At 36.0% G+C, this 22,881-nt stretch carries 20 protein-coding genes; 5 read left to right on the top strand and 15 right to left on the bottom strand.

The window, feature by feature from the left end; genetic code table 11:
• Position 1: 1 nt before the first annotated feature.
• The 3 genes from IGJ39_RS00245 to IGJ39_RS00235 are packed head-to-tail and all read right to left on the bottom strand — an operon-like array spanning position 2 to position 3,032.
• Positions 2–841 (bottom strand): carbohydrate ABC transporter permease, encoded by an 840-nt coding sequence (locus IGJ39_RS00245; protein WP_019722785.1) that lies wholly within the window; start codon positions 839–841, stop codon positions 2–4.
• Positions 838–1,704 carry a carbohydrate ABC transporter permease gene (locus IGJ39_RS00240; protein ID WP_019722784.1) on the bottom strand — a complete coding sequence of 289 codons (867 nt, stop codon included), beginning with the start codon at positions 1,702–1,704 and terminating at the stop codon, positions 838–840. Before IGJ39_RS00240 ends, IGJ39_RS00245 begins: the two co-directional genes overlap by 4 nt.
• 47 nt (positions 1,705–1,751) lie before the next feature.
• Positions 1,752–3,032: an ABC transporter substrate-binding protein gene (locus IGJ39_RS00235; protein ID WP_019722783.1), complete on the bottom strand. Its 1,281-nt coding sequence runs from the start codon at positions 3,030–3,032 to the stop codon at positions 1,752–1,754.
• 113 nt (positions 3,033–3,145) lie between these two features.
• Here IGJ39_RS00235 and IGJ39_RS00230 point away from each other — a divergent pair, with 113 nt between their 5' ends.
• Together IGJ39_RS00230 and IGJ39_RS00225 are read left to right on the top strand one after the other, a co-directional pair.
• A complete protein-coding gene (locus IGJ39_RS00230) occupies positions 3,146–4,090 on the top strand; it encodes an AraC family transcriptional regulator (protein ID WP_019722782.1) in 945 nt (314 codons plus the stop codon).
• A 287-nt stretch (positions 4,091–4,377) separates the two neighbouring features.
• Positions 4,378–5,031 carry a hypothetical protein gene (locus IGJ39_RS00225; RefSeq protein WP_019722781.1) on the top strand — a complete coding sequence of 218 codons (654 nt, stop codon included), beginning with the start codon at positions 4,378–4,380 and terminating at the stop codon, positions 5,029–5,031.
• Positions 5,032–5,146: 115 nt separating this feature from the next.
• Here the strand turns inward: IGJ39_RS00225 and IGJ39_RS00220 are convergent, their stop codons facing one another.
• Positions 5,147–5,878 carry a hypothetical protein gene (locus tag IGJ39_RS00220; protein WP_438764111.1) on the bottom strand — a complete coding sequence of 244 codons (732 nt, stop codon included), beginning with the start codon at positions 5,876–5,878 and terminating at the stop codon, positions 5,147–5,149.
• 511 nt (positions 5,879–6,389) lie between these two features.
• On the opposite strand from IGJ39_RS00220, the gene IGJ39_RS00215 reads away from it, so the two are divergent.
• Positions 6,390–6,815: a hypothetical protein gene (locus IGJ39_RS00215; RefSeq protein ID WP_229049064.1), complete on the top strand. Its 426-nt coding sequence runs from the start codon at positions 6,390–6,392 to the stop codon at positions 6,813–6,815.
• A gap of 400 nt (positions 6,816–7,215) precedes the next feature.
• Here the strand turns inward: IGJ39_RS00215 and IGJ39_RS00210 are convergent, their stop codons facing one another.
• From IGJ39_RS00210 to IGJ39_RS00180, 7 genes are all read right to left on the bottom strand, one after another.
• On the bottom strand, positions 7,216–8,382 hold the full coding sequence (locus IGJ39_RS00210) for a carbohydrate binding domain-containing protein (protein ID WP_019724553.1): 1,167 nt from the start codon (positions 8,380–8,382) through the stop codon (positions 7,216–7,218).
• 362 nt (positions 8,383–8,744) lie between these two features.
• On the bottom strand, positions 8,745–9,560 hold the full coding sequence (locus tag IGJ39_RS00205) for a MetQ/NlpA family ABC transporter substrate-binding protein (protein ID WP_019724337.1): 816 nt from the start codon (positions 9,558–9,560) through the stop codon (positions 8,745–8,747).
• Between the two features lie 10 nt (positions 9,561–9,570).
• Positions 9,571–10,242 (bottom strand): methionine ABC transporter permease, encoded by a 672-nt coding sequence (locus IGJ39_RS00200; protein ID WP_019724336.1) that lies wholly within the window; start codon positions 10,240–10,242, stop codon positions 9,571–9,573.
• On the bottom strand, positions 10,217–10,960 hold the full coding sequence (locus IGJ39_RS00195; RefSeq protein WP_019724335.1) for an ATP-binding cassette domain-containing protein: 744 nt from the start codon (positions 10,958–10,960) through the stop codon (positions 10,217–10,219). The genes IGJ39_RS00200 and IGJ39_RS00195 overlap by 26 nt, the downstream gene beginning before the upstream one ends.
• A gap of 742 nt (positions 10,961–11,702) precedes the next feature.
• Positions 11,703–12,998: an ISL3 family transposase gene (locus tag IGJ39_RS00190; protein WP_195339621.1), complete on the bottom strand. Its 1,296-nt coding sequence runs from the start codon at positions 12,996–12,998 to the stop codon at positions 11,703–11,705.
• 180 nt (positions 12,999–13,178) lie between these two features.
• Positions 13,179–13,442, bottom strand: a complete 264-nt coding sequence (locus tag IGJ39_RS00185) for a hypothetical protein (RefSeq protein WP_019722664.1) — start codon at positions 13,440–13,442, stop codon at positions 13,179–13,181.
• A gap of 17 nt (positions 13,443–13,459) precedes the next feature.
• Positions 13,460–14,530 (bottom strand): radical SAM/SPASM domain-containing protein, encoded by a 1,071-nt coding sequence (locus tag IGJ39_RS00180; protein WP_019722665.1) that lies wholly within the window; start codon positions 14,528–14,530, stop codon positions 13,460–13,462.
• A gap of 692 nt (positions 14,531–15,222) precedes the next feature.
• On the opposite strand from IGJ39_RS00180, the gene IGJ39_RS00175 reads away from it, so the two are divergent.
• Positions 15,223–16,773 carry an ABC transporter ATP-binding protein gene (locus IGJ39_RS00175; protein WP_324249884.1) on the top strand — a complete coding sequence of 517 codons (1,551 nt, stop codon included), beginning with the start codon at positions 15,223–15,225 and terminating at the stop codon, positions 16,771–16,773.
• A 121-nt stretch (positions 16,774–16,894) separates the two neighbouring features.
• Here IGJ39_RS00175 and IGJ39_RS00170 read toward each other — a convergent pair whose 3' ends face one another.
• The 4 genes from IGJ39_RS00170 to IGJ39_RS00155 all read right to left on the bottom strand — a co-directional run bounded on the left by IGJ39_RS00170 (position 16,895) and on the right by IGJ39_RS00155 (position 21,973).
• Complete coding sequence (locus IGJ39_RS00170) at positions 16,895–17,722, bottom strand: class I SAM-dependent methyltransferase (protein ID WP_019722667.1); 828 nt, start codon at positions 17,720–17,722, stop codon at positions 16,895–16,897.
• Between the two features lie 470 nt (positions 17,723–18,192).
• The gene (locus IGJ39_RS00165; protein WP_019722668.1) at positions 18,193–19,518 is read right to left on the bottom strand and encodes a maltose-6'-phosphate glucosidase; all 1,326 of its coding nucleotides are present in this window, start codon (positions 19,516–19,518) and stop codon (positions 18,193–18,195) included.
• 23 nt (positions 19,519–19,541) lie between these two features.
• Complete coding sequence (locus tag IGJ39_RS00160; protein ID WP_019722669.1) at positions 19,542–21,125, bottom strand: PTS transporter subunit EIIC; 1,584 nt, start codon at positions 21,123–21,125, stop codon at positions 19,542–19,544.
• A gap of 56 nt (positions 21,126–21,181) precedes the next feature.
• Positions 21,182–21,973 (bottom strand): carbohydrate deacetylase, encoded by a 792-nt coding sequence (locus IGJ39_RS00155; protein WP_019722670.1) that lies wholly within the window; start codon positions 21,971–21,973, stop codon positions 21,182–21,184.
• Positions 21,974–22,129: 156 nt separating this feature from the next.
• Here IGJ39_RS00155 and IGJ39_RS00150 point away from each other — a divergent pair, with 156 nt between their 5' ends.
• On the top strand, positions 22,130–22,843 hold the full coding sequence (locus IGJ39_RS00150; protein ID WP_019722671.1) for a MurR/RpiR family transcriptional regulator: 714 nt from the start codon (positions 22,130–22,132) through the stop codon (positions 22,841–22,843).
• Positions 22,844–22,881 lie beyond the last annotated feature (38 nt).

Below are 22,881 nucleotides of genomic sequence, written 5' to 3'. Positions count from 1 at the left end.
CCTACTTCACTGCGCCATCTGAAATGCCTTTTACGACATGTTTTTGCAAGACAACAAATAAAATAATAATCGGTAAGACGACGATCACTAGCGCAGCCAGTGCTAAGTGCCACTGCTTATTGAATTCGCCGAAAAAATAAAACATCTGTAAAGGAATTGTATACATCCCTGCTTTGTTGATGCTTAATGAAGGCAACAGATAATCATTCCAAAACCATAAGGCATTCAACACGATCACTGTCACTGTCGTAGGCTTCAGCAAAGGAAAAATGACTTGCCAATAGATTTGAAAGGTATTTGCCCCATCGATCAATGCCGCTTCATCTAATGATTTCGGAATCCCTCGTAAAGCACCGTAATATAAAAAGGTCGACATACTTGTTGCTAATCCTAGATACATCACCATCAAGCCTGGTTGATTCAGCATACTGACTTGCCCAAAAAGTGAAATCAAGGGAATCATGATTCCCTGAAAAGGAATCAATAACCCAATTGCGACAATAAAATAAAGAAATGAACTTAAGCGACTCGTGTTTCTCGATAACGCGTAGGCCGCCATGGAAGAAACAAACACGATCAATACTAAAGATCCGATCGTTATCAGCAACGAATTAGCTGCACTTTTGAAAAAATCCAATCGCTCGAACGACTCAATATAGTTATCAAGTGTTAGCCCAGTTGGTAAAGTGAGTGTGTTTTGGAATATCTCTGCTTTGGTTTTGAATGAATTGATCACCACTAAGAAAAACGGATAAAACCACAGACTAGCAAGTAACAATCCGCTAAAAATCAGTAGAGACTTCTTAACCTGTCGTGGATGTTTCACTTTTGATTGCTTCATGCGCTGACCTCCTTTTTCCGTGTCAGTGAGATTTGAACCACTGAGATAATCACAATAATGACCAGAAAAATCACCGCTTTCGCCTGTGCATACCCCATTTTTCGCATTCCAAATGCTTCATTGTAGATATTCATCGCCACCATTTGGGTGGAATTGAACGGCCCACCTTGTGTCAGGGCTAAGTTTTGATCATAGATTTTAAATGCGTTGGACAACGTCAAGAACAAAGTGACGGTGAAAGCTGGCATCAACATGGGTAATTTGATACGGAAAAAGACTTGCAAAGGATTCGCCCCATCCATATCTGCCGCTTCCAGAATCTCTTCTGGAATATTGTTGAGAAATGAGATATAGATCAGCATCATATAACCACTCATTTGCCAAACAAATAAAATAATGAGCCCCCAAAACCCCGTTTCTGGCGTGTTCAGCCAACCGGCAAAAAAATCGATACCCGTCATAGTTGCTAGACTTTCAAATGCTTTATTGAAAATAAACTGCCAAATAAATCCTAGGATGATCCCTCCAATCAGATTTGGCATGAAAAAGATCGTACGGAAAAAAGTCGTCCATCTACCTAATTTTTGTGTCACGAACATCGCTAGACCTAAAGCCACGATGTTGATCAAAATCACACTGAAAAATGAGAATTTTGCGGTAAACAGTAAACTGTCGATAAATCCTTGATCATTAAATGCCCGAAGATAGTTTTCAAATCCAACGAATTCACCTACTGTATTGCCATTCCAGTTTGTGAGTGAGTAATACCCCCCTGTCAGTAATGGAATGAACAAAACGATCGCTAACGCCAATAACGCTGGTGCAAGTAATAACCAAAAAGCTTTTGTGCGATTTGTTAACATGAGAACCCTCCTTGTATCTCGCTAGATAAAAACCAACCGATCACCGCTTACTTCCTTTCTTGTGCCCAACTGGTCTGCAAGGTATCAATAAATTCCTCCCAAGAGATTCGATCGGCTGCATACGCTTGGATCTGGACACCAAATATATTTTGTCCAAATCCATCTGGATAGGAATTATGGACCCATGGAACGGTTTTACCTTCGCTTAAATACGTATAGATTTCCTTGGATAACGGATCATTGATCGCTTCGCTCGAAAAGTTGGTATACGCCGGAATAAATTGAAACTCATCGACGATTGCTTTCATCGCCTCCTCATCGGTATACATCCATGTTAAAAATTCGATCGACGCATCAATGATTGCTTGGTCTTTGTCTTTATTGACCCCCCAATACCAAGCTGGCCCCGCCACGATGTTGCTTTCTCCCGATGCTTCGATTTGCATAGGAAGAATCCCTAGTTTTTCTTTCGTGAACGTCTCATCTAAGCTATCTAATGTTGGTACGATCCAATTTCCTTGATGGATGATAGCCACCTTTTCACTGGCAAATAATTCTTCAACAGATGTACTATAATCCATTGCCTCCATTGGTTGTGCATTGTACTTAATGACCAAGTCGGTGTAGTTTTTCATTTGCCCGGCATAATCTACGCTTAATTTCGGTGCTTGGTAAGTCTTTTCTAAGCTGTTCTCAAACTCCGGAGCAAGAAAATTCGAACTATATTGACTGGATACCCACGTTTCTGCCCCACTAAAACCAAATACACCTTGTAGCCCAAGTTCGTCTTTTTTACTATCCAATAATTGAACGGCTTCTTCAAATGCCTCAAATGAGTTGATCGATCCACTATCGATGCCAGCTTGTTTAAAAATATCCTGGTTGATCAACCAGCCATATCCTTCGATATTCATCGGTACCCCATAGACCGTCTCGTCGAGTGTAGCCCCCTCTAATGTCCCCTCAATTGCTTGTTTTGCTAATGTCGTTTCCCCAAGATCATAGAGTTTATGTTGCCAAATCTGCGTATCTGCTAAGCCACCCAACATAAAGATATCCGGTTCATCTCCTGAGGAAAACTTCGATTGTAACGCTGCCGTCGCATCAGTTCCTCCGCCAACCGTCGTCAAGTTGATCTTGATTTGCGGATGGTCTTTCTCGAAATCCTCCACTAAGGCATCCATTTGCTCGGCTGTTTCTGTCTTGATATTGAAAATCTCTAATGTTACACTACCATCATCTGAAGACCCGCTTTGTGCCGTCCCGCAGCCAGTAATTCCTAACACCATGATAAAAGCAAGTATTAAAAATCCTCGTTGTTTCTTCATGATTATTCCTCCTCCTCTTATTAACAAATTGATTATATTGATATTTACAACGGTATGTAATCGCTATCTTAATCAAAATACCTTGTAATATTGATCAAAATGGAGGAAATGTGATGTTTAGACCAAACGATATTTTTACCCCCAATCCTAGTCAACAAGATATTGATACCACGCTAAAGGAAATGACCGAACATGGGGATAGTTTGTTTCCAATTGCCGTTCACTATACGAATCACCCAGCCCATCAGGAAAATATGATCCACCCCCATTGGCATCGAGAACTAGAGATTCTTTATGTCTATCAAGGACTCATGGAAGTCAAAATAGAAGGAGTAACTTACGTTGTTCACGAAGGAGAGGTTATGTTTATTCCTGCGAATCAATTACATGAAGCACTCAATCATCAAATGAATGCCTGTGCATTTTTTGCCATCGTATTTGATGCTTCATTTATTGAAAGTCGCGTTTCTGATCATATTCAGCAAACTTATCTTGATCCATTGCTCCATTCACCAGAACAAGTAGCGATCCATTTTACAAATGATTACTCAAGTATTTCGGAGATCCAACAACTGGTAATCACAATCATTGATACATTTGCCTTGAAAGAATCTCGCTTTGAACTGACGATCAAAGCACAATTGTTCTTACTGATCAAACATTTTTCGCGCTACAGTACTCAAGTGAATCCTGCAAAGTTAGTTGCTAGTAAAAACAAACTCAACACGTATCGCTGTAAAAAAATCATTCTATACCTTGAAGAAAATTACCAAAACACGATCACTCTTGAAGCAATCAGTCGTCATATCGGCTATAGCAAAGAGCATTTCTGTCGTTTTTTTAAAAAACATTTTCGTATGACTTTTTTCACGTATTTAAATCAAATGCGCATCAAAAAAGCCGAGTACCTGTTACTGCATACAGATTTGAAAATCATCGATATTGCCTTGGAAGCTGGTTTTGAAGACCCTAATTACTTCACTAGCCTGTTTAAACGTGAAACGCAAATGACTCCGACAGGTTATCGGAAAAAAATGTGCGCCTTCACCAATATATGAGCCTATCTCTTGATTATTACCAGTAGCTTTTTCACCTCATCAAGTAGCGATAGTGGAAAAGACTAGGACAACTCTCATAGATAGTTACTGAATATAAAGAAATATCGACTTAAAACTTGGAGAAAGTTTTTTAGTCGATATTTCTTTTATAGATAATCTAGGATAATGCTTATTTTTTTCTCTTCATTACCAGAAGTGAGCATCCTAGTTTGTTCTTTACTTTAAATTATTGATGTTATAATAATATGTATTCAAACTATATTTATCACTTAGGGGTTCACGAGTATATGAAAAATAAGGTTTTTTTAGCAATGATTAGTTTATTTTTTTTGTTTACATTAACAAGCTGCAAATCAACAAGTACCACAAGTACAAACTCTTCGGTAATCGCTAGTACAGTATCTACAGCAGATAAATCATCCGCAACACCCTCTGATAACTCAACTTCAGAGAGCGAATCGACAAACGATACGACAACACTTCACGGATTAAACGATCCGGCCACAATCTACTTAAATGGAGAACCTGCAGTTACTATCGAAATTATTAAGGCCAGTGCCCAGCCTAATGATATCGTTCAAGAACAAGAGTACTTGGCTTACCCTATAGATACTATCATTAGACTTGATATTCGAATGACAAACCATTCAATAAAAGATTTTAATAATGGATCGAAGTTCTACAGAAACTTTGAGATTACTACAGAAGATAACATCCATGTCGATCCCACAATGCAGAACCAACCAGGCAATCAACCGGAAACTGATCCTTTAGAAGTTGGTGCAACAGGTGTTGTCGAGGCATACTTTGTGTTAGATGAGGATATGAAAAACACTAATGTCCAAACAATTAATATCGAATACTATTATCTACGTGATTTACTTAACCCAAATAGCCAAGATTTTCGTTCAATAAAATTTAAAGTTCCAGTTACACATTGACATTATGAATAAAATCTCACTTAAGCTAACAAACAATAAATAAGTACCTTGTTCCTTAACATGGTACTTATTTATTGTTTATATATCAGTAAAGCTAATATAGGCTATTTTTTGCTTAGTTGAATATGTTCATCGCACTAATCAAGATCTGGATATCTTCTGTATTTCCCGTAGGTATATTTATTCTCTGCGCATTATCGAGTATTTTCTGTTCTTCCTGCTTCATAGTAACTGGATCATCAGACTGTTGAAAGTGACTTGGTACAGGATAATATATTATTGAACCATCATGGTTACTAGAATAAACAACTAAACCTTGATACCCATATTTTCCGGTTAAGGTTACTGTCTCTTGAGGATAAACTATGCTATTTTCGTCATAAGGATTGATTTTTGTACCCGCTGGAGAATGGTTAACATTTAATGTAAACCTTGCATTACCTAAATCATTTTTATAAGCTGTACCATTAGTAGTTAACCAGACGCGTGCATATTCAATTTGATCGTCTGAGTAAACACTTAACGGATCATTTATGGATTCCGAGGGTACTGTTGAGGATGTTGCTGAATCCTCTGGAAAAGTTGTTGAAGGTTCGCTTTCAGTTATTTCACTCTCTGAGACAGTAGACTCTGTTGTTTCGCTTTCTGAAAGAGTAGAAGTTGTTTCTTCTGATTTTTGAACAGTTGATTGCTGTGAATGGTTCTCACTTGTATTAGATGAAGATTCTTTTTTATTACTACTTTCAATTATTTGACCATTGGTGGATTGAGCTGTTTCAGTATTTTTTGAGCCACATCCGGTAAGAAGAATTAATAATAAAATACTGATTGGTACTATTTTTTTCATATTGAACACCTCTATTTAATTTATTACCATTATTATAACGCATATTATTAATAACTTTTCAGTTTAACTAATCGAAGAAATTTACATGTACACTTAACTATTTTGTAATGAAATGAAAAGGCCCAAAGTGAACTTTTGTTCATTTCGGAAAATTTTTACACTATCAATTACTTATTCTAAGGTTTCGTCTCTTTTAACCCCTCAAATCCACTCTCATTATATTTATCCTCTTAAATTTCTATTGTCCCATTGAAAAGAGAATATTTCTTCATGATACAACAACCATCCAACACCTTTGAAATGACCTGATATTTTTCTTCTGGAGAATAAAGTATTTTCTTAAACATACAAAAAACTCCCTATAAAGTAGATTTAAAATTTTGTTTTTTCTTTGTCTACTTTATAGGGAGCATATCATCACAAGAAATAGCAGTTTTTTTATTAAATTTTTAAAGCTACTTTCAAATTTTGTCTGCTATAATTAAAAAAAAGCTTTAAGGAGAACTAAATAATGCTTTTAATTAAATTTATGTTTACTTTAGTATATTATGGTAGTTTTATGTATACAATCTACAAAGTCTGGCAGATCCAACAGGAGTATTCAGATATTATGGCTGTATATAAACAAGAAGGAGAGCATGCTTTTCCAAACTTGACTGAACAAGAACAAAAGAGACGAAAAAAAGCAATCTCACAATATTATGAAAAAAAGGACCCTTCTTTTGCTCTAAAAAGAAAATTTTCATTTATCATTTACGTTATTGTCTTTTTTATTTTGGAACGTGTCATTCGCTACTTTTTCCCTATTGAAGACGTCCCTAAAAATTTGAATTACATAATTCCCTATTTGGGAGTAGCCCTTACCCTCAGTGCTGTTACAGGCTTTTACTTAATTAAATCAAAAAAAATGAACGCGAAATATTTAAACAATATTTAATAGACCATCCCAAAAACGAATTACAATTTGTTTGGGTTTCAGAAAAACTTCAGGCAAGGTTTATGCAAAATACAAATAAAAGATTTATTGTCCACCTTACACTAGGTATATTAATGATATTGTATCCTCTTTTTTCTTAGATGGGGCTATACCTTAAAATTATAATCACCCTTCAAAAGGGTGGTTTGCTCCAGGGCTATAAGCCCTTAACACCGACCAGTACCTAAAGACGCTGGCTTTCTCATTTCATGTTCAAGCCATATTGCCTTTGCCACTTTTGCCTACCTATATAATTACAATTGTTCACATTTCCCGAGAAATAAGGCGGCAACTACGAAAGCTTTGTAGTTGCCGCCTGATGTTTGGAGGATCCCTCCTATTGTTTCAGCTTCTGATCGATTTATGCTACTTCATACGTTGCTAATACTTGCAACACATTCGATGAACCACCAGGTGTTCCACTGCTTAATTCAACTGAGATCACATCGCCAGCTTTATAATCAATTGTTTTACTAACTTTTACGCTGTCCTCTGCTCTTTCACGAACTGATCCATAATAAACTTTACCTTTATAGATTTCTGCGACATAGGCACCATTTTTACGAATGAACATTCGGTTGTTCCCTTCGAAACTTGCACGATCAAAATCAACGTCTAATCTGTTTCCTGAAAATTGAATATTCTTTACCGCATGTTCTAATAAAGAAGTGTCCACTGCTAAATCTTCTTCTAATGTGATCGATTCTAACAAGCGCTTGCCTGTTGAGCTGTGACCAGGTGAATTTGGTGCGGTATAGACTTCGATTACTTGTCCTTTGACACCGGAAATGCTACGACGTACTTGAGTACCTTCATCGGTTTTGCTTGTAAATGAATAGTAAGCTTTACCTTTATAGGTTTCAAAATAATAACGACCATCAACATAGACCATCAATCGTTCTGAACTGTTGAAACGTTCTGCATCTAGATTTAAATACGCATAAGCTTCACGATCTTGTGTTCCTACAGTCAATAAACTCGTTTCTGTTTTTTCTGGTTCTACTTGAATATTGTCAAATTTCGCCCAGCCATTTCCTGTTGAAGAGAAACGAATAATGTATGTATTGTCTGTTTCAGGTGTAGTAAATGTAAATTCTCTACGTGTCCAGTTTTCATTGTTGTGTGATGTTTCTTCTAACGAAATAAAACCTTCATCATGATTCATCGTGCCAAATTCAACTTTTGCTGGAAAATCAGCACTACCTGCTACATCATAGCCGAATGTATAGGTCGTGTTTGGTTTCAGTGCCAAATATTGATGAATGTTTTCTCCATAAGTAGCAACTGCATATTTATTCCCGCTTAACTCTTCGATTGTTGGATTCTGTGTACCTGGACTAGAAACGATCCAATGGTTCAAACCCTCATTGAAATCACCGTTTTTGATCGTCAACTGTTCTTCTACCTGATTACTGACATTCGCCGAATCACCTGTTGATTGACTTGCCGCAGATGTCACGACTGGTCCTCCTAATGTAAGAAGTAACATGCTTGTTGCTGCAATTTTTTTCAAGTTGTTTTTTTTCATCTCAAGCTCCTTATTGATTTTTTTTAGCGGATAGTTCGTTATACAGTAAACCATAAAACATAATCTATCTCGCTCTTTAAAAAGAATAACTGATAAATATCTCAACAAGAAAACACTTTTTTCTGAAAAAATATTTTTATGGAAACATAACACTGGACAAAAATAAGTAATGGACAATAACCGTAAAAAATCAACAGTTCACTAAGTTCATCGAATGATTTCAATTATTCCTTTTCTTGGATAAAATAAAAAAATACAGCACATGGCTGTATTTTTTTATTTTATCCAAGAAAATCAATCTATCAGAACATAACACCTAAAGGTATCACTCACAACATTTTTCGTTATGGTGAGCACGTTGTTTAAAATGCTGGGATATTGGAGCCTTTTGAATTATTTTTGATGTAGTCAGCGACTTCTGGTGTAGTCATCGCTTCTTTCAACACCTTGATTTTTTCGCTATCTTTTTCTTCCTCTCGAGTAACCAATTGCAACGCATAATGTTTGCTTGCTGCTTCATCTTCAAGTAACAAGGCATCTTCTGTCGTCAAGTTTGCTGGTTCCAAATATGCTGGGTAACAAAAGACCATCGCAATATCACTTTCATCATAAGCTTTTACTAGATTCAAAAGATCAATACTTTCAAAGGTAAGATTTTTAGGATTCTCTACAATATCTGCGACTGTACCATCAAAACCAACTCCATCTTTCAATTGAATGACCCCATTCTCATTCAAAATCGCTAACGCACGACCTTCATTTGTAGGATCGCTAGGAATACCGACTTTTGCGTTTTCTGGCAAATCATTGACATCATCATATTCTTTTGAATAAAATCCGCCAGCAAAATAATAGATTGGTTGGACAGCTACTAAATCAGCGTCTTTTTCTTGATTGAATCGTTCCATAAAGGGTTCGTGTTGCGCAAAGTTTGCATCTGCTTCCTTATGTTGGACGGCATCATTATAAGCAACATTATCACTGACTTCCATGATATTGATTGTGTAGCCTGATTTTTCTACTTCTTTTTTGGCAATTTCTAGAATATCTTTTGAGGATTCCAATTGAACCGCTACAGTGATTTCTTTTTTGCTTTCTGCGCTTTCATTGCTTCCACCACAGGCTGCTAAAACTAGAACTCCAACTAAAGCAAACGCAAATAAATAAAACTTTTTCATAACTTTTCTCCTACTTTCGTTTATCTAATGATTGTGCAACAAAATTTCCAAACATTTGTAAAATGAAGACCAAAGCGATCATGATCACAATAGCAACATACATGACACCATACTCATACCGTTGATAGCCGACACGGACAGCAAAATCACCGATCCCGCCACCACCTACGACACCCATGACGGTGGAATAAGAGATCATACTAACTGTTGTCGTAGTATAAGCCAACACTAAGCCACTTCGCGCTTCAACAAATAAGAAGTGCCAGATGTATTGAAATCTGGAAGCACCTAATGAATTCGATAAGGCATAGATTTCTTCAGGGACATCTAACAACACTTGCTCCACTAAACGAGCAAAAATCGCGACTGCCACAATACTAAGTGGTATGGATGAAGGAACAGGTCCAAAGGCCCTTCCTAAAATCGATCGCGTCACTGGGATCAACGCGATCACTAATAAAAGATATGGAAACGAGCGAACGACTGTCACAATGAAGTTGAGCAACCAGTATAACCAAGGGTGTGTCCCTCTAACCTTGGGATTCGTCAAATATAGACCTAATCCTACTGGCAACCCTCCCAACACACAAACGAACATGGAAATCGCCATCATGATGCCCGTTTCTTTCAAACTATTGATTAGAGACGGCCAATATTCAATCAATGCTGTGGGCAAGTTCATCAGTCAAACTCCTTTTTATTTTTTCAAAATAAGTTAGTTCCTCTTCCTCGTACTGTTTTGGGTCATTCATCAATTCACCGATCAGATGCCCATTTTCCATGACTAAGATCCGTTTACATAAGCGTTTGACCGTTTCCAGTTCATGACTAACAAAAAAAATAGTCGGTTGAAACTCGGCATGTGTTTTATGTAATAAACGAACCACACTTTCTGTATTTTCTTCGTCTAAAGAACTCGTTGCTTCATCACAAAGTAACAAATGCGGATCTCTACTTAACGCTCTTGCAATAGAAACCCGTTGTCTTTCTCCGCCAGAAAGTTTGACTGGATAGCTTTCTGCTTTATGACTCATGCCAACAAAATCGAGTAGATCATTGATTTTTTTAGGCTCTTTTTTCCTTTGTAACTTCAATGGTAATGCGACATTTTCATAAACACGTAAATTTTCAAGTAGGTTATGATGTTGAAAAATCATGCCTATTTTTTGTTGTTGCTGCCGGCGCTCTTTTTTTGATAATGACTGAACATCTACACCATTTAGTTTGATTGTGCCTTCAGTAGGCGTTTCCATCAAATTCAATAAACGTAACAAGGTCGATTTCCCAGAACCACTTTTCCCAACGATCCCGATCACTTCCCCTTGTTTTACAGTAAAACTAATCTTCTGCAACGACTTGGTCTTTTCATACTGCTTCGACACATTTACTAGCTCGATCACATTTTTCCTCCAGTCTATACATGCAATTAAAAGAATAATACAAAGAAAAAAACTGTATTAATTTTATTGCTAATAAAAGATTTATCTGAATTTTTAAAAGAGTAAATAAAGTACAAAAACATCTATTTTTATAATCCATTAAAAGAAAGGAAAAAGCAACTTTTTTACTCACAGATAAATATACACTGTTTTTATTTCTGTACTAGTAGTTTTAGAAAAGATAGCTTGGTTATTCATTTTCGACCAGTCTATCTTGAGATTGAAATATATTTTTTTATGAGTGAACTCAATAATTTATCAAATCTAAAAACAAATTGATTTAGTATACTATTTTTTTTAATTTGAGAAAAAATAATAAATAGAGCGGAAGGAAAAAGATGTTATACTTTGGATAATGGATAGCTCAGTAATACAATATAGATTGGTTTGTTATCTTATATTGTATCAAAAATTAGATTATTGATAAACGAACGAAGGACTGCTATCCTGAATACAATTATTGTGGATGAAACAATCGGGACTAAAAATTGTTTGGGGAAGTAGTTTTTAGTACTTTTCGTCCATACGTGTCAATAGCGTGCTACTTTCAGCATCACTAAAAACGAGAGTAGAACAAATCGGTCTCCTCTCAAAAAAATAAGCAGCAACCCATCAAATTTGGGCTCTTTGTCAATAAGGACTGATGAGTTGCGAAAAATTAAATCTGGGTCAGAATGAACCACATTCTGGCTCAGATTTTTTGTTATCTAACTTTGATTAATTGATTGGTCAAAAAGATTCTAATTTTCATGTTCTCAAATGATCTAAATCCGTAGGATACTCGTTTCATCGTTTTTATGTGGGTATTCTTTGCTTCTATTTTTCCATTGGAGTAAGGATAAATCATCGCATTGGCGATGCCTTCTTCGTAGGTCAGTAGGTTTTGAAGTTTCTCACGAAAGCCGTCATCTAACGTTTCGGGAAGTTCTGCCAATAAGGAGAAAAACAAGTCAGGGTCTTTGTCTCGAAAAGCTTCAACTAATTCATGGAAAAAGGGATATGCCTCCTTTAGGGGCTTAGAAAAGCTAAGCAATCGATCAATCATCATTGCTTCAGTAAGAAATGGGTATTTAGGTGCTCGGAAACTTTTCCATGTTTTATACTCATAGTGATTAATGTTTGCACGATTTTTTAGCAGAAAGCGCCAGTTCTTTTTCAGTTTTTCTGCATGGCTTTTCTGTCCTGCTTTACGCAGTTCATTCATTTCACGGATACGCAACTCATTGAAAGCTTGATTCATGTGTTTGACAATATGGAACCGATCAATCACTACTTTCGCATTTGGCAGAACGCGTTTGGTGAGCTGGAAGTAGGCGGCGTTCATGTCTGTGACTAAGAATTTTACTTCTTCTGGATTGGTGCAGCCCAAGAAATAGTTTGTTAATCGAGGTAATTTACGAGTAGGTAAGATATCAATTAAATTACCTGTTTCTCCATCTGCGCAAATAAAGCTCATTTTATCTTCTATGGAAGTGTGCGAACGAAATTCATCAACCATCAATACTTTGGGGAGAATCCTCTTAGTGGGCTTTGGTAAATAGCTTTTAAACTCTTTCAATGTACGAATAACGGTAGTCAAAGATACCTGACAGCTTTTCGCAATAAAAGATAAAGAGACTTTTTCAGTCAGTAAAGAAGCAATTTTATATCTGACATGATCCGCAATTGAATGTCTTGGGCGTACAAAATAGCTTTGAGCAGTCCAATGGGTTCGACAGTTTTTACAGGTATAGCGTTGCTTTTTTAAGCGCATAACCATTGGCATATGATTGTATTGTTCAAAGCGGACAATGATTTCTTTCTTCCCATTTTTCACCACAATTGCTTTCCCATTTCCATCTACCACAGTAGAACCACAACTTCTACAGGCACAAGGATCAGGTGAGAGAATGGCATTAATGACCAATGTCTTTTCCTTATGAAAGATCTCGTAAGAGATCTCAGTAATCATCAAATCTTTATCTATTAATCTTAGCATTTTTTTGATAGAATCATTCATATAGCATATCGTCCTCTCAGTTGTTTATTTTGTGGTGATTTAATCATACTAGAGAACGATATGTTTTTTAATACCTAAAATGAAAATGGGACTGAAGAATCAATTTTGATTCATCAGTCCCATAAATTATAGAGCCCAAATTTGATCGGTTGCTGCTTATTTTGCTAGATTCAACGATCTTCAAGATCCAATCATAATTCCATTAATTTTAAGTACGGTCAAAAATTCCTCTACATAACTATCTTTTTCATCATCTGTAAATTCTTGATCTAAACGATACTTGTCTCGCACAAAGGCTTTTATGTTTTCTTTCGTCGATTCAGCCTTTAACAAATTAAATATATCAATTGCTACGTCATTGTCTAAAACAAAACGTTCATCCTCGACCATGATGTATAAGTCATTTCCCATTTTTTCATATGTGATGTGCTCATTGAGTTTCATGTCTTCCACTCTTTTCGTTATTCATTTGTACAGCTACGAACCATTTGATGCTTTAGGATTTCCTTGATCAAATTACACTCTGCTTCGTCTACACCTTGGGTATCATTGGTTGCATAATAATGATGTGCACGACATCCTCCACCGCATAAGTAACGGAATGAACAATCGTTACATTTTGTTAAATGATTGATGCTTTGAGAGCGAATAAAGGTAATATTCTCTTCGCCAAAAACCTCGCTAAGTTGCTTTTCTCTAATATTTCCCAGTTTGTAGTCAGCAGTTTCTAACAGTTTACAGGCAAATATATCACCAACAGGATTGATTGCAAATTCTCCAACGCCAAGTCCACAGGATTCTTTGATGGTGAAAGGTTTTAAAAATGGTGAACGATTTTTGTTCTTTTGTTTTAACTCGATTTCCGTTCTCTCACTCTCAGTTAAAGAAATCTCTGCCATTTTTGCACGTCCTAGTTCACTGAATCCGCCTAATTTATAATTGATGTTATTCTTCTTTAAAAATTCCACCGTTTCGTCAATATTATTGAAATTATTATTGGTAATGATCGTATTGACTGCAATATTTGGATAATTCAAGTCTAATAGATTTTGAATCCCTCTCATTGCTATGCGATAACAGCCTTTTCCTCTATTTTTATCATTTGCGACTTGGTCGATCGAATCTAAGCTGATGGTGATCGAAGCACATCTTTCAGCTAGAAACGCTGCATCTTTTGCATTCCGTACTAAAGTCCCATTCGTGATCAAACCAATAGTTAGACCAATTTTTTTGGCATAATCGATATATTTTAGCGCATCCTTACTTAACCCAACCTCACCGCCAGTAAAGATAATTTTCTTTACACCGCAATCCTTCAATTGATTGAGAACGTCGATCCATTCGACAAAATTTAAACTATCCTCATATTCCTTTTCAGGACTGGCTTCTGCATAGCAGTAAACACACTTCAAATTGCATTGATGGGTCATAACCAAATAAGCTGTCTCTGGTATTCCATGCTCCGTTTTTTCTACTTCAATCGGGTCTTCTAAAAGGATTTGAAACAGATCCATCTTTTTCTGGGTTGCCATTGGTAGATGTTTGTAATCTTGCTTTTTTATTTTGTTTAATTCTTCTTGATCAACTAATATCCATGTACTACGTAGGACATTATGTACAATAAATTGTTCATTGAATCGATAGGCATGAAGATTCTCTTTGATTCGGATAAAATCACCTCATTTTTTAAACCACAAGTTCATTTTCGCAGGGTAAACCGAAGGGAGCGCCCACTTTCTGCACCAAAAATAAGTAGGAAAAATTTAAAACCCCTTTCAAAAATAAGCTGAAAGTCACAAAAATCGCATGAACAATTTCCGTAATCTTCAGCTTATTTCTTGAGGTAAGACATGTTGTCATCGTCTCATCTCTATTTACGATCCTTGACCAGCAATAATCCCACAGTCGCATGGAACTGCGTATGTACCTGTAATTCTTTTCAATTCAGGTTTTTTGAACATTACTATTCCTCCTTTACGTTTTCAAACCATATCAAAAAATCAGCATGATCATACGAAACAACATAAATTCTGTTAAGTAACTACCTAATTTTTCTGTCTTTACACACTCATATATTTATGAAAAAAAGAGAAAAATAACCTTTCCATTTTTTCCTAATAAAAGTATAATATTCTTTATAATGATTTGTCAACCACGTACTTAAGGAGTGTAATGGAAAATGAAATTTTTTTCAAAGAAAGGCTACATATATCTATTTATATCTATGTTATTAGTTTTAGTAACCGTACTAACCACCTTGATTGCTCCCTTTATTCTTAATAGTATCAATAGTTATCAGTCAACCACTATTTTTCCTATTATCTTCCTAATAATTGGTGCCATGTCACTCTCTTATCTTTTTCAGGTTTGTTTGATCATTTACCGAGAAAATTTTGCAAAAAAATTCAATTTGAACTCAATTTCCGATTTGTTAGCCAAAATATATACTTTGAAATTTGAGAAATATATCAATTTAGAATCTGGTAATCTAGTCACTCGAATTTTCAGAATTGTGGATACTTCCTATATGTTTATGACGACCAGCTTCTTTTTAGTACTGAAATCAGCCATCTCTATTCTTATCGTGTTAGGTATATTTTTAACGCTCGATTCAACTATTTTCCTGATTACGCTTCTTTTGATCCCTATTAACATCTTCTCTTATCTTTTTATCAATAAAACACTCAATCAAAGAATCAAAACGATGCAAGACGAAAATGCCAATGCTCAAAAAGATTTGATTTTGCTCTTGGGTAATCCAGAACAATTTAAAATGTTACCTAGCTTTGATACTGTCAAACAACTAACTTCAAAAACACTAAAAAAAATGTACACAAGTTTGGCATCAACAAATAAATTTGCTCAAATCACTAGTTATACTGTCTCATTCATCAACCAACTTTCTCAAAATATTATTTTTATAACGATCAGCTACTTGGTGTATAACCAACAGCTCCAGTTGAATAATATGATGGTAGTTAGTATATTAATGCCCGTTTTCTTCACTTCCCTTTCTGATTTATCCAAAATCAATGTCGATTATCGAACAGTCGTAGCAAACCAACAATTTGTTCAAGAAAACTTAGAACTTCATCAAGAAGATTTATCCGGCACACCAATTGATCCAATCACTAGCATCAAATTTACCGATCCGCAAATCACGATGGCATTAAATGCGAAAAGAATCCATTTGTCATTGACTGAAACACTGAATTTAGGAGATATTTGTTATATCGAAGGCCCTTCAGGTTCTGGAAAATCGACGCTGATAAAAGCCATCTTGAGCTTTTATGCAAGTAATGGTATCTATATCAACGACCTCCCTCTTGATCAGTTGAATGGAAAGCAAGTCAGAGAACAAATCACTTATCTTTCTCAAACAACTTTGCTCTTTTCAAATACACTTGAATACAATATCACTCTTGGTCAACCGATTTCAGAAGAAAAAAAAGAAGCGCTGAGAAATTCAACACTGCTTGCTCCGATTTTTAAAAACAAAGACTGGGATTCTTTAATCATTGATAATGGCGCAAACCTGTCGGGGGGCGAAAAACAACGCGTGTTCATTGCCCGTATGATACTCCAAGACAGTAGGATATGGATTCTAGATGAAAGTACGAGTAGTATCGACAAAGACTCTGCGGATGCCATCTTTGACACACTCATGAACGTAAGACAAAATAAAATCATTTTATTCACCTCTCATGACAAGGAAAATAAAAATTTTGCCAATAAGTTCATTCAAATCTCTTCTCGTGTAGAAACGATTGTATAGATCTATCCTCCGTCCTCTTCAAAAAACAAGTAAGAATCCACAAAAATCCGATGAACGACTTTTGTGGATTCCTGCTTTTATCTACGCTAGATATTTTCCTTTTGGACTAATAGTAAAATTGTTATTCTTTCTTTTCTAACACTACTGCTAGTGTCGGCGAGTTCTCATCATAAGGACTTCCTTTTACATCCCCGTAAAACCCACTAACAACAAAACCAGCCGCTTCCATTTCTTTTTGCAGAGTTTCTTTTGTAAAATACGTCATCCATAGATAATAATTTTTGTTTTCATGATCGGTAAGGATCGTCGTTTGTTCTAAAGTTACACGTTCGTTGTATTTTGTATTATATTGTAATGCTACATGAGGTTCCTCTGTCCAGAATCCTCCGTCTGGACAAGTATCCCAAACTCGCTTTTCTTCAAATGATTGATAACTTGCCATCGAAAAAACATCCAATAAAACTTTCCCCGTCGGTTTTAGATGCTGATAAATATTTCCTAATAATCTTTTTCTATCACTCGCTGATAACGCTCCAAAGTCACAATAGATCATTGTGATGCTATCGTATTGTTTATCTAAATCCATTGTCAGATAATCTGCATAATGGTACGTAATCGGTAACTGTTGGTCTTCCGCAGATTTTTTGGCATATGCTATCGAACGCTTAGAAAAATCAAGCCCCGTTACTTCATACCCTAATCGACTAAATTTTTCTGCATAGATTCCCGGACCACAGCCAATATCTAATAACGTTGGATAGGCTTTCGGCGGGATTACTGTATTGATCCAACGAACAGATTCATCAATAAACCCAGCTTTTCGACTTGCGCCTTCAAATTCAGGGTCAAGATGTGCTTGGAGCATTTGCTTTGAGATATGGCGATCATCCCAAAATGCACCTTTCGTTTGTTGGTAAAGTGTCGGTTTGTTTAAAAGTGTTTCAATCATTATCTTCCATCTCCTCTTTTTCTTTTTATAAATTTAAACAAAAGAAAAAAGCCGTAGATTTTACTCTACGGCTTCCCTGCATAAGGCGAAGATGCGAGTAAAATAAAATCAAATACATAGGTACACTAAATAAAGCTGGATATCAGCTCAAATTTTTACCTATTGAATTGATTTTATTTACTCGCTTCCAGTCATACCCATGTCACTGATTTTGTCACATCTGATATGCCGGATTCATCACCTTTTTCTGTTAAATTTATAAGTATAGTTTAACAAAAATAATCACAAATGTCACTGTTTTTTTGCTAACTCGACTTCTTATGCACTATTGAAACTGTATAGATACTAAATGATTAGTACACCAGAGAACTACTTTATTGAAAGTTAAAGCAGAAAATATAACGAACTATTTTCTGCTTTTTGTCATATATTTAACAATTCCAAGTAACTCTAATCTCCAGCCACTTCATTTATTTTAAGGCAGGCCAAAATGCTTTATTTGCTTCGTGTAATTCATCCAAAACTTTTTTACCTGTCTGATAATCAGGAATGGTTTTATTCAGCATAACTGCTTCTAATGCCGTTTGGTAAGAACCCGAAAGTGCAGCATCAACCGTCAGTTTTTCATAAGCTTTTTGCATTTCCATCAAGCCTTTTTGCATCGTTGGAATCTCACCGATATTGATTGTTTCAGCACCCATTGCGCCAATATAAGCTGGTGTTTCGATCACCGCTTCGGCATCAAAGTTTGAAATCGCCCCGTGATTCTTTTTATTTACTGTAAACCGTTCTCTCGTATTATGGATGATCGCATACGCAATATCAACAATGTAATTGCCATGAACACCAGCATGTAGCGAGGAATCCTTCGCTGTCCCCGCAGCAATTACTCTTCGGCATTCCTCATAAATACGTTTCTCACGTCCTTGCATCACATAATCACCACGAGTAAATTCAGGATCATCATGTGCAACCATTTCATCTGGTGTCAAATAGTACTGTAAATAGCAATTTGGAAAATAGTCAGGGAATCGTTTGAATAAACGAATCATCTGTTTATAGGTGTCGATCCAATATTGATCACCGACCGTTTCATCATTTGACATCAATAATGTATCGATTTTTCCACTTAGTACATCTTCTCGTAGTCTTGGCAATAGATCCTGCCCATTTTCATCAATGACATTCGTCCACCAACCAAAATGGTTAAGTCCAAAATATTTAAATGTCAGATCCTGTAAATCCTTATTGAAATACTTAGCAATTGCCCCCTCAATCGAAATCGGCATATCACAAATACACAGTACTTTCGCATCAGGGAATTCACGATAAATTGCTTCAGACAAAATCGCTTCGGGATTTGTGTAATTTAAGATCCAAGCCTCTGGACAAATTTCTTTTACTTTACGAATAATCTCTAAGACAGCTGGTATCACTCGTAAAGCAAATGAAAAACCTCCCAATCCACAAGTTTCTTGCCCGACGACTCCATTGCGTAAGCAGATTTTTTCATCAATCGCTCGTTGTTTATTCAGACCTGGACGAATTTGCATAAATAAAAAATGAGCATCTTGGAATGCCTCATCAATATTCGTAGTAAAAGAAACCTTTACCTTTGATCCGGTTTCAGAGTAGTACATTTTTGTATATTGTCCTAATAATGATACCCGTTCTTCATCGTTATCATATAAAACCAACTCACTTAGATTTAATTCTTCCGCACGTTTTCGCAATACTTCTAAAATACCTGGTGACTGCGTGGAGCCACCACCTACCATGACAAATTTATTTCCCATTGATTTGTTCCTCCAAGCTTCTTTTAATGTGTTTGTGTGCTAGTTAAATAGTTTAAGTATTCTTCAACTTTTTCTCGTTCTTTCTCAACACCCATACCAATGACGATCTGTATATGTTTCCCTTTATCAACAATTCCTGATGATTTCACTTTATTATTTAAGATAGACATGTCCACCTTTGCTTCATCTTTCACATCCACCCGTAGACGAGTATAGCAATTCATCATACTTGCAATATTTTCTGGACCACCTAGACCTGAAACGATATATTGGATTTGTGGATCAAAGGTAGTCGCTGACGCTGGCAGATCTATCCCTTGTTCAGAATTCCCCTCTTCCAAGGCTACTTCTACATCATCAGATTTTTCTCGTCCTAATGTCGGAATATCAAGTTTTACGATAAGTGTTTTGAATACAAAATATTCCAATGCTGCTGTGACAATAAATACGATCGGAATCAAATATTGTCGCCCTAAATGTGCTGGAAAGGCGAAACTATTGATAATCATATTGATTCCTGTATCAAATTGAATACTGATACCTACTAAGTTCGTGATCAACATACTTAGCCCATAGACAACTGAATGAGCCAACCATAGAACAGGTGATAAAAATAAGAATAGAAACTCCAGTGGTTCTGTTACACCAGCTAGAAAAGCCGTAGTAACTGTTGGAATCAAAATGCCGGCTACTTTCTTTTTATTCTCCGGTTTTGCTGTTTTCCATAAAGCAAAAGCAATACCAATCGGTAAAGAAATAGAACCGAAGTTGGCTAAATAACCAATTGACGGATGCATCGATGTAATCTGACTTGCGTTTCCTAGCTCAGCTAACCAGATATTAAATGCCCCATTGTACATTTCTCCGGCAATTTCTGCTGTTCCCCCAAGTGGTGTATAAAATAGTGGCATCCATAGAAAATGATGTAATCCTAAGGGTAACAACATCCGATTTAAGAACCCATAGAAGAAAAAACCAACAGCGCCTGCGGTAGTCGTTGTCCCTACCACTGCCTCAACCAGATGATTGATGATTGGCCAAACGTAAGTAATACCCATTGCAAATAGAATCGTAGCAAAGACAATCAGGATATAAACTGACTTTGTGCCTGAATAAGGTGAAAGGTATTTATGCAGTTTGATTTCACCAAAGCGATTCACCATAAATCCAACAAATACCCCAAGCAGAATTCCTAGAAAAACCCCCATATCTGTCACCTGAATACCAAAGACCAGCCCTTGTCCAGTACCATACAGCCCTTGTTCACCAGCTTCAGCTAATGTGTTGGTCGCTGTTAACCAAGCATTGTTTGCATATAGAAAAACTAAGTAAGTAATAATGCCCAAAATTGCAGCATCAGTTTTGTATTTTGGTTTCGCTAAAGCTGCTGCTATTCCGACACAAAAGATAGCACTTAGTTGACCAATCATTCCTCCAGACAAAATACTATAAACAAAATTTCCGACGTTTTTCGAGAATGTTGGCATCATCTCTAGACTGAGAATGGCACATACCGAAAGAATGATTCCAGTCACTGCCATAAACATGACTGGTTGGATAATGGCTTTCGAAAATATACTTGCTGACTTCATAAATTTTTCCCGCATCTTCTTCTACCCCTTTATAAGATTATTTGAAGCTTTCAGCCAATGAAAACAGTTGATCACGACTGAATATTTCCATAGTGATATAAGGCAAAACCTTGTTTCTCTAATCGCTGCTTTAACTCAGATGAACAGAGGATAACTACTTCCTTTACTCTTTGTACATTAAAAGAAGAATGAAAATAAAGGATTTCGTCAACATAAGCTGGATGAACCATCAACTCCGTTACTTGATCTTCTTCTACTTGGTTTAAGACGACTTGTATCTCGCTTAAACACTCTTTCTTCCTCGATGCAAAGGTAGCTTCTAAATTACGGATTTCTTGAGAATCCATTAAATCTAAAAATCCAGTAATTGATTTTTGATAAGGAAGTGCTAGATTGTCTTCCAGCTCAAATGCGTTTCTAAAACATAATTGATATTTCTCGGCAATTTTTGCTGTAATTTCGTAGTTCTCACTGAACGTATGCACATGATGATGGCTATCCAAATGAGTCAAGCTCATACCGTTATTCAGAAGATAGTCGATTTGGGCACACCATTCATCAAATATTTCAGAATCCTCCATTTCATTTCGCTTCTCTTGATATTCATTCAAATTAAAAAAGTTTCCTTGCTCATCAACAAGGGAAGAGCCTGAAAGCATAGGTTTTCCGCAAGTTAATACCAGATGCCCACCCACACCAAGTCCAGGATGCTTTTTGGCTAATTGGATCGCTTCATTACAGCCAGGCATATTTGCCATCAAAGTAGTAGAAGTGAGTACACCATTTTTAAAAGCTTCAATAATACCTAAATTTACAGCAGGCGAATAGCCAAAATCATCTGCATTAATAATGATTTTTTTCATTTTTTATCCTCTTTCATTAAAGAAATTACTTTCATTAAGTCATTTACTTTGTTTATGTATGTAGTATAATTTATCAAGATAGCGCATACAATGCTTTTAAAATAAGATGATTGAGCTTTCTTACTTTGAAAGTACTTTCAGACGAGGAGATTAGATATGGCAAATATTTACTACTGTAATCGTTTATTTCCAAATAGTAATTTACGGAATGAAGATGAACAAATCATCGAAAGTATGATTGAACGAGTAAAAAACAAAGAGAACAGCGAGATCAAAACGATTGCAGAAGAAAATTTTACATCGCAATCATCCATTAGCCGCCTGGCTAAGCGAGCAGGGTTTAATAATTACAAAGAAATGATCTTTTTTTTGAAAACCGAATTTTCTGTGATTGAAAAAAAGCAAGAAACGCCATTACCATTTGTTCAAACACTACAAGATTGGGATACCATTGATAGTTACTTCGAAAAGGCCTTTGAATCAAAAAAAATTTATTTATTCGGTGAAGGTTTTTGCCAATTTTTAGTTGATTATTCATACAGAAAGTTACTACTGAAAAAAGTATATGCTATTGATCTTGAAGGGGTAGAAATCAGCCTTGTTTCGGATGAAACTCCGCATACTTTAATTACCTTTTCTCAATCTGGTGAGAATAAACGTGGATTGATCAAAATGAAGGAATGTAAAAACTATGGTGGAAATGTCATTGCAATCACTGCAACGAAAAACAGTACTTATGTAAAACAAAGCGATTTATCGTTTATTGTAGATCGTGAAAACACGGGAGTTGATTATGAAAATCAAAGCCTTAACTACTTTTTTGGGAACTCTTTAAATTTGATGGAGTACTTGATCAATCGCTACACATAAAAATGATAGAAAAACTTATCTCTTATAAAAAAAGCAGA

It is taken from the genome of Enterococcus sp. AZ140, from assembly GCF_051714405.1.
GTDB classification, from domain to species: domain Bacteria; phylum Bacillota; class Bacilli; order Lactobacillales; family Enterococcaceae; genus Enterococcus_B; species Enterococcus_B pernyi.
The sequence above is the reverse complement of the archived record's forward strand: the minus strand, read 5'-3'. Positions and strand labels throughout refer to the sequence as shown.

Coding starts and splice junctions, on each gene's coding strand:
- IGJ39_RS00235 (WP_019722783.1), bottom strand. CDS start 3,032: ATGAAGAAACAACGAGGATTTTTAATACTTGCTTTTATCATGGTGTTA.
- IGJ39_RS00150 (WP_019722671.1), top strand. CDS start 22,130: ATGGCAAATATTTACTACTGTAATCGTTTATTTCCAAATAGTAATTTA.
- IGJ39_RS00230 (WP_019722782.1), top strand. CDS start 3,146: ATGTTTAGACCAAACGATATTTTTACCCCCAATCCTAGTCAACAAGAT.
- IGJ39_RS00210 (WP_019724553.1), bottom strand. CDS start 8,382: ATGAAAAAAAACAACTTGAAAAAAATTGCAGCAACAAGCATGTTACTT.
- IGJ39_RS00245 (WP_019722785.1), bottom strand. CDS start 841: ATGAAGCAATCAAAAGTGAAACATCCACGACAGGTTAAGAAGTCTCTA.
- IGJ39_RS00180 (WP_019722665.1), bottom strand. CDS start 14,530: ATGGCAACCCAGAAAAAGATGGATCTGTTTCAAATCCTTTTAGAAGAC.
- IGJ39_RS00190 (WP_195339621.1), bottom strand. CDS start 12,998: ATGAATGATTCTATCAAAAAAATGCTAAGATTAATAGATAAAGATTTG.
- IGJ39_RS00185 (WP_019722664.1), bottom strand. CDS start 13,442: ATGAAACTCAATGAGCACATCACATATGAAAAAATGGGAAATGACTTA.
- IGJ39_RS00205 (WP_019724337.1), bottom strand. CDS start 9,560: ATGAAAAAGTTTTATTTATTTGCGTTTGCTTTAGTTGGAGTTCTAGTT.
- IGJ39_RS00160 (WP_019722669.1), bottom strand. CDS start 21,125: ATGCGGGAAAAATTTATGAAGTCAGCAAGTATATTTTCGAAAGCCATT.
- IGJ39_RS00240 (WP_019722784.1), bottom strand. CDS start 1,704: ATGTTAACAAATCGCACAAAAGCTTTTTGGTTATTACTTGCACCAGCG.
- IGJ39_RS00220 (WP_438764111.1), bottom strand. CDS start 5,878: ATGAAAAAAATAGTACCAATCAGTATTTTATTATTAATTCTTCTTACC.
- IGJ39_RS00165 (WP_019722668.1), bottom strand. CDS start 19,518: ATGGGAAATAAATTTGTCATGGTAGGTGGTGGCTCCACGCAGTCACCA.
- IGJ39_RS00170 (WP_019722667.1), bottom strand. CDS start 17,722: ATGATTGAAACACTTTTAAACAAACCGACACTTTACCAACAAACGAAA.
- IGJ39_RS00175 (WP_324249884.1), top strand. CDS start 15,223: ATGTTATTAGTTTTAGTAACCGTACTAACCACCTTGATTGCTCCCTTT.
- IGJ39_RS00200 (WP_019724336.1), bottom strand. CDS start 10,242: ATGAACTTGCCCACAGCATTGATTGAATATTGGCCGTCTCTAATCAAT.
- IGJ39_RS00215 (WP_229049064.1), top strand. CDS start 6,390: ATGCTTTTAATTAAATTTATGTTTACTTTAGTATATTATGGTAGTTTT.
- IGJ39_RS00225 (WP_019722781.1), top strand. CDS start 4,378: ATGAAAAATAAGGTTTTTTTAGCAATGATTAGTTTATTTTTTTTGTTT.
- IGJ39_RS00155 (WP_019722670.1), bottom strand. CDS start 21,973: ATGAAAAAAATCATTATTAATGCAGATGATTTTGGCTATTCGCCTGCT.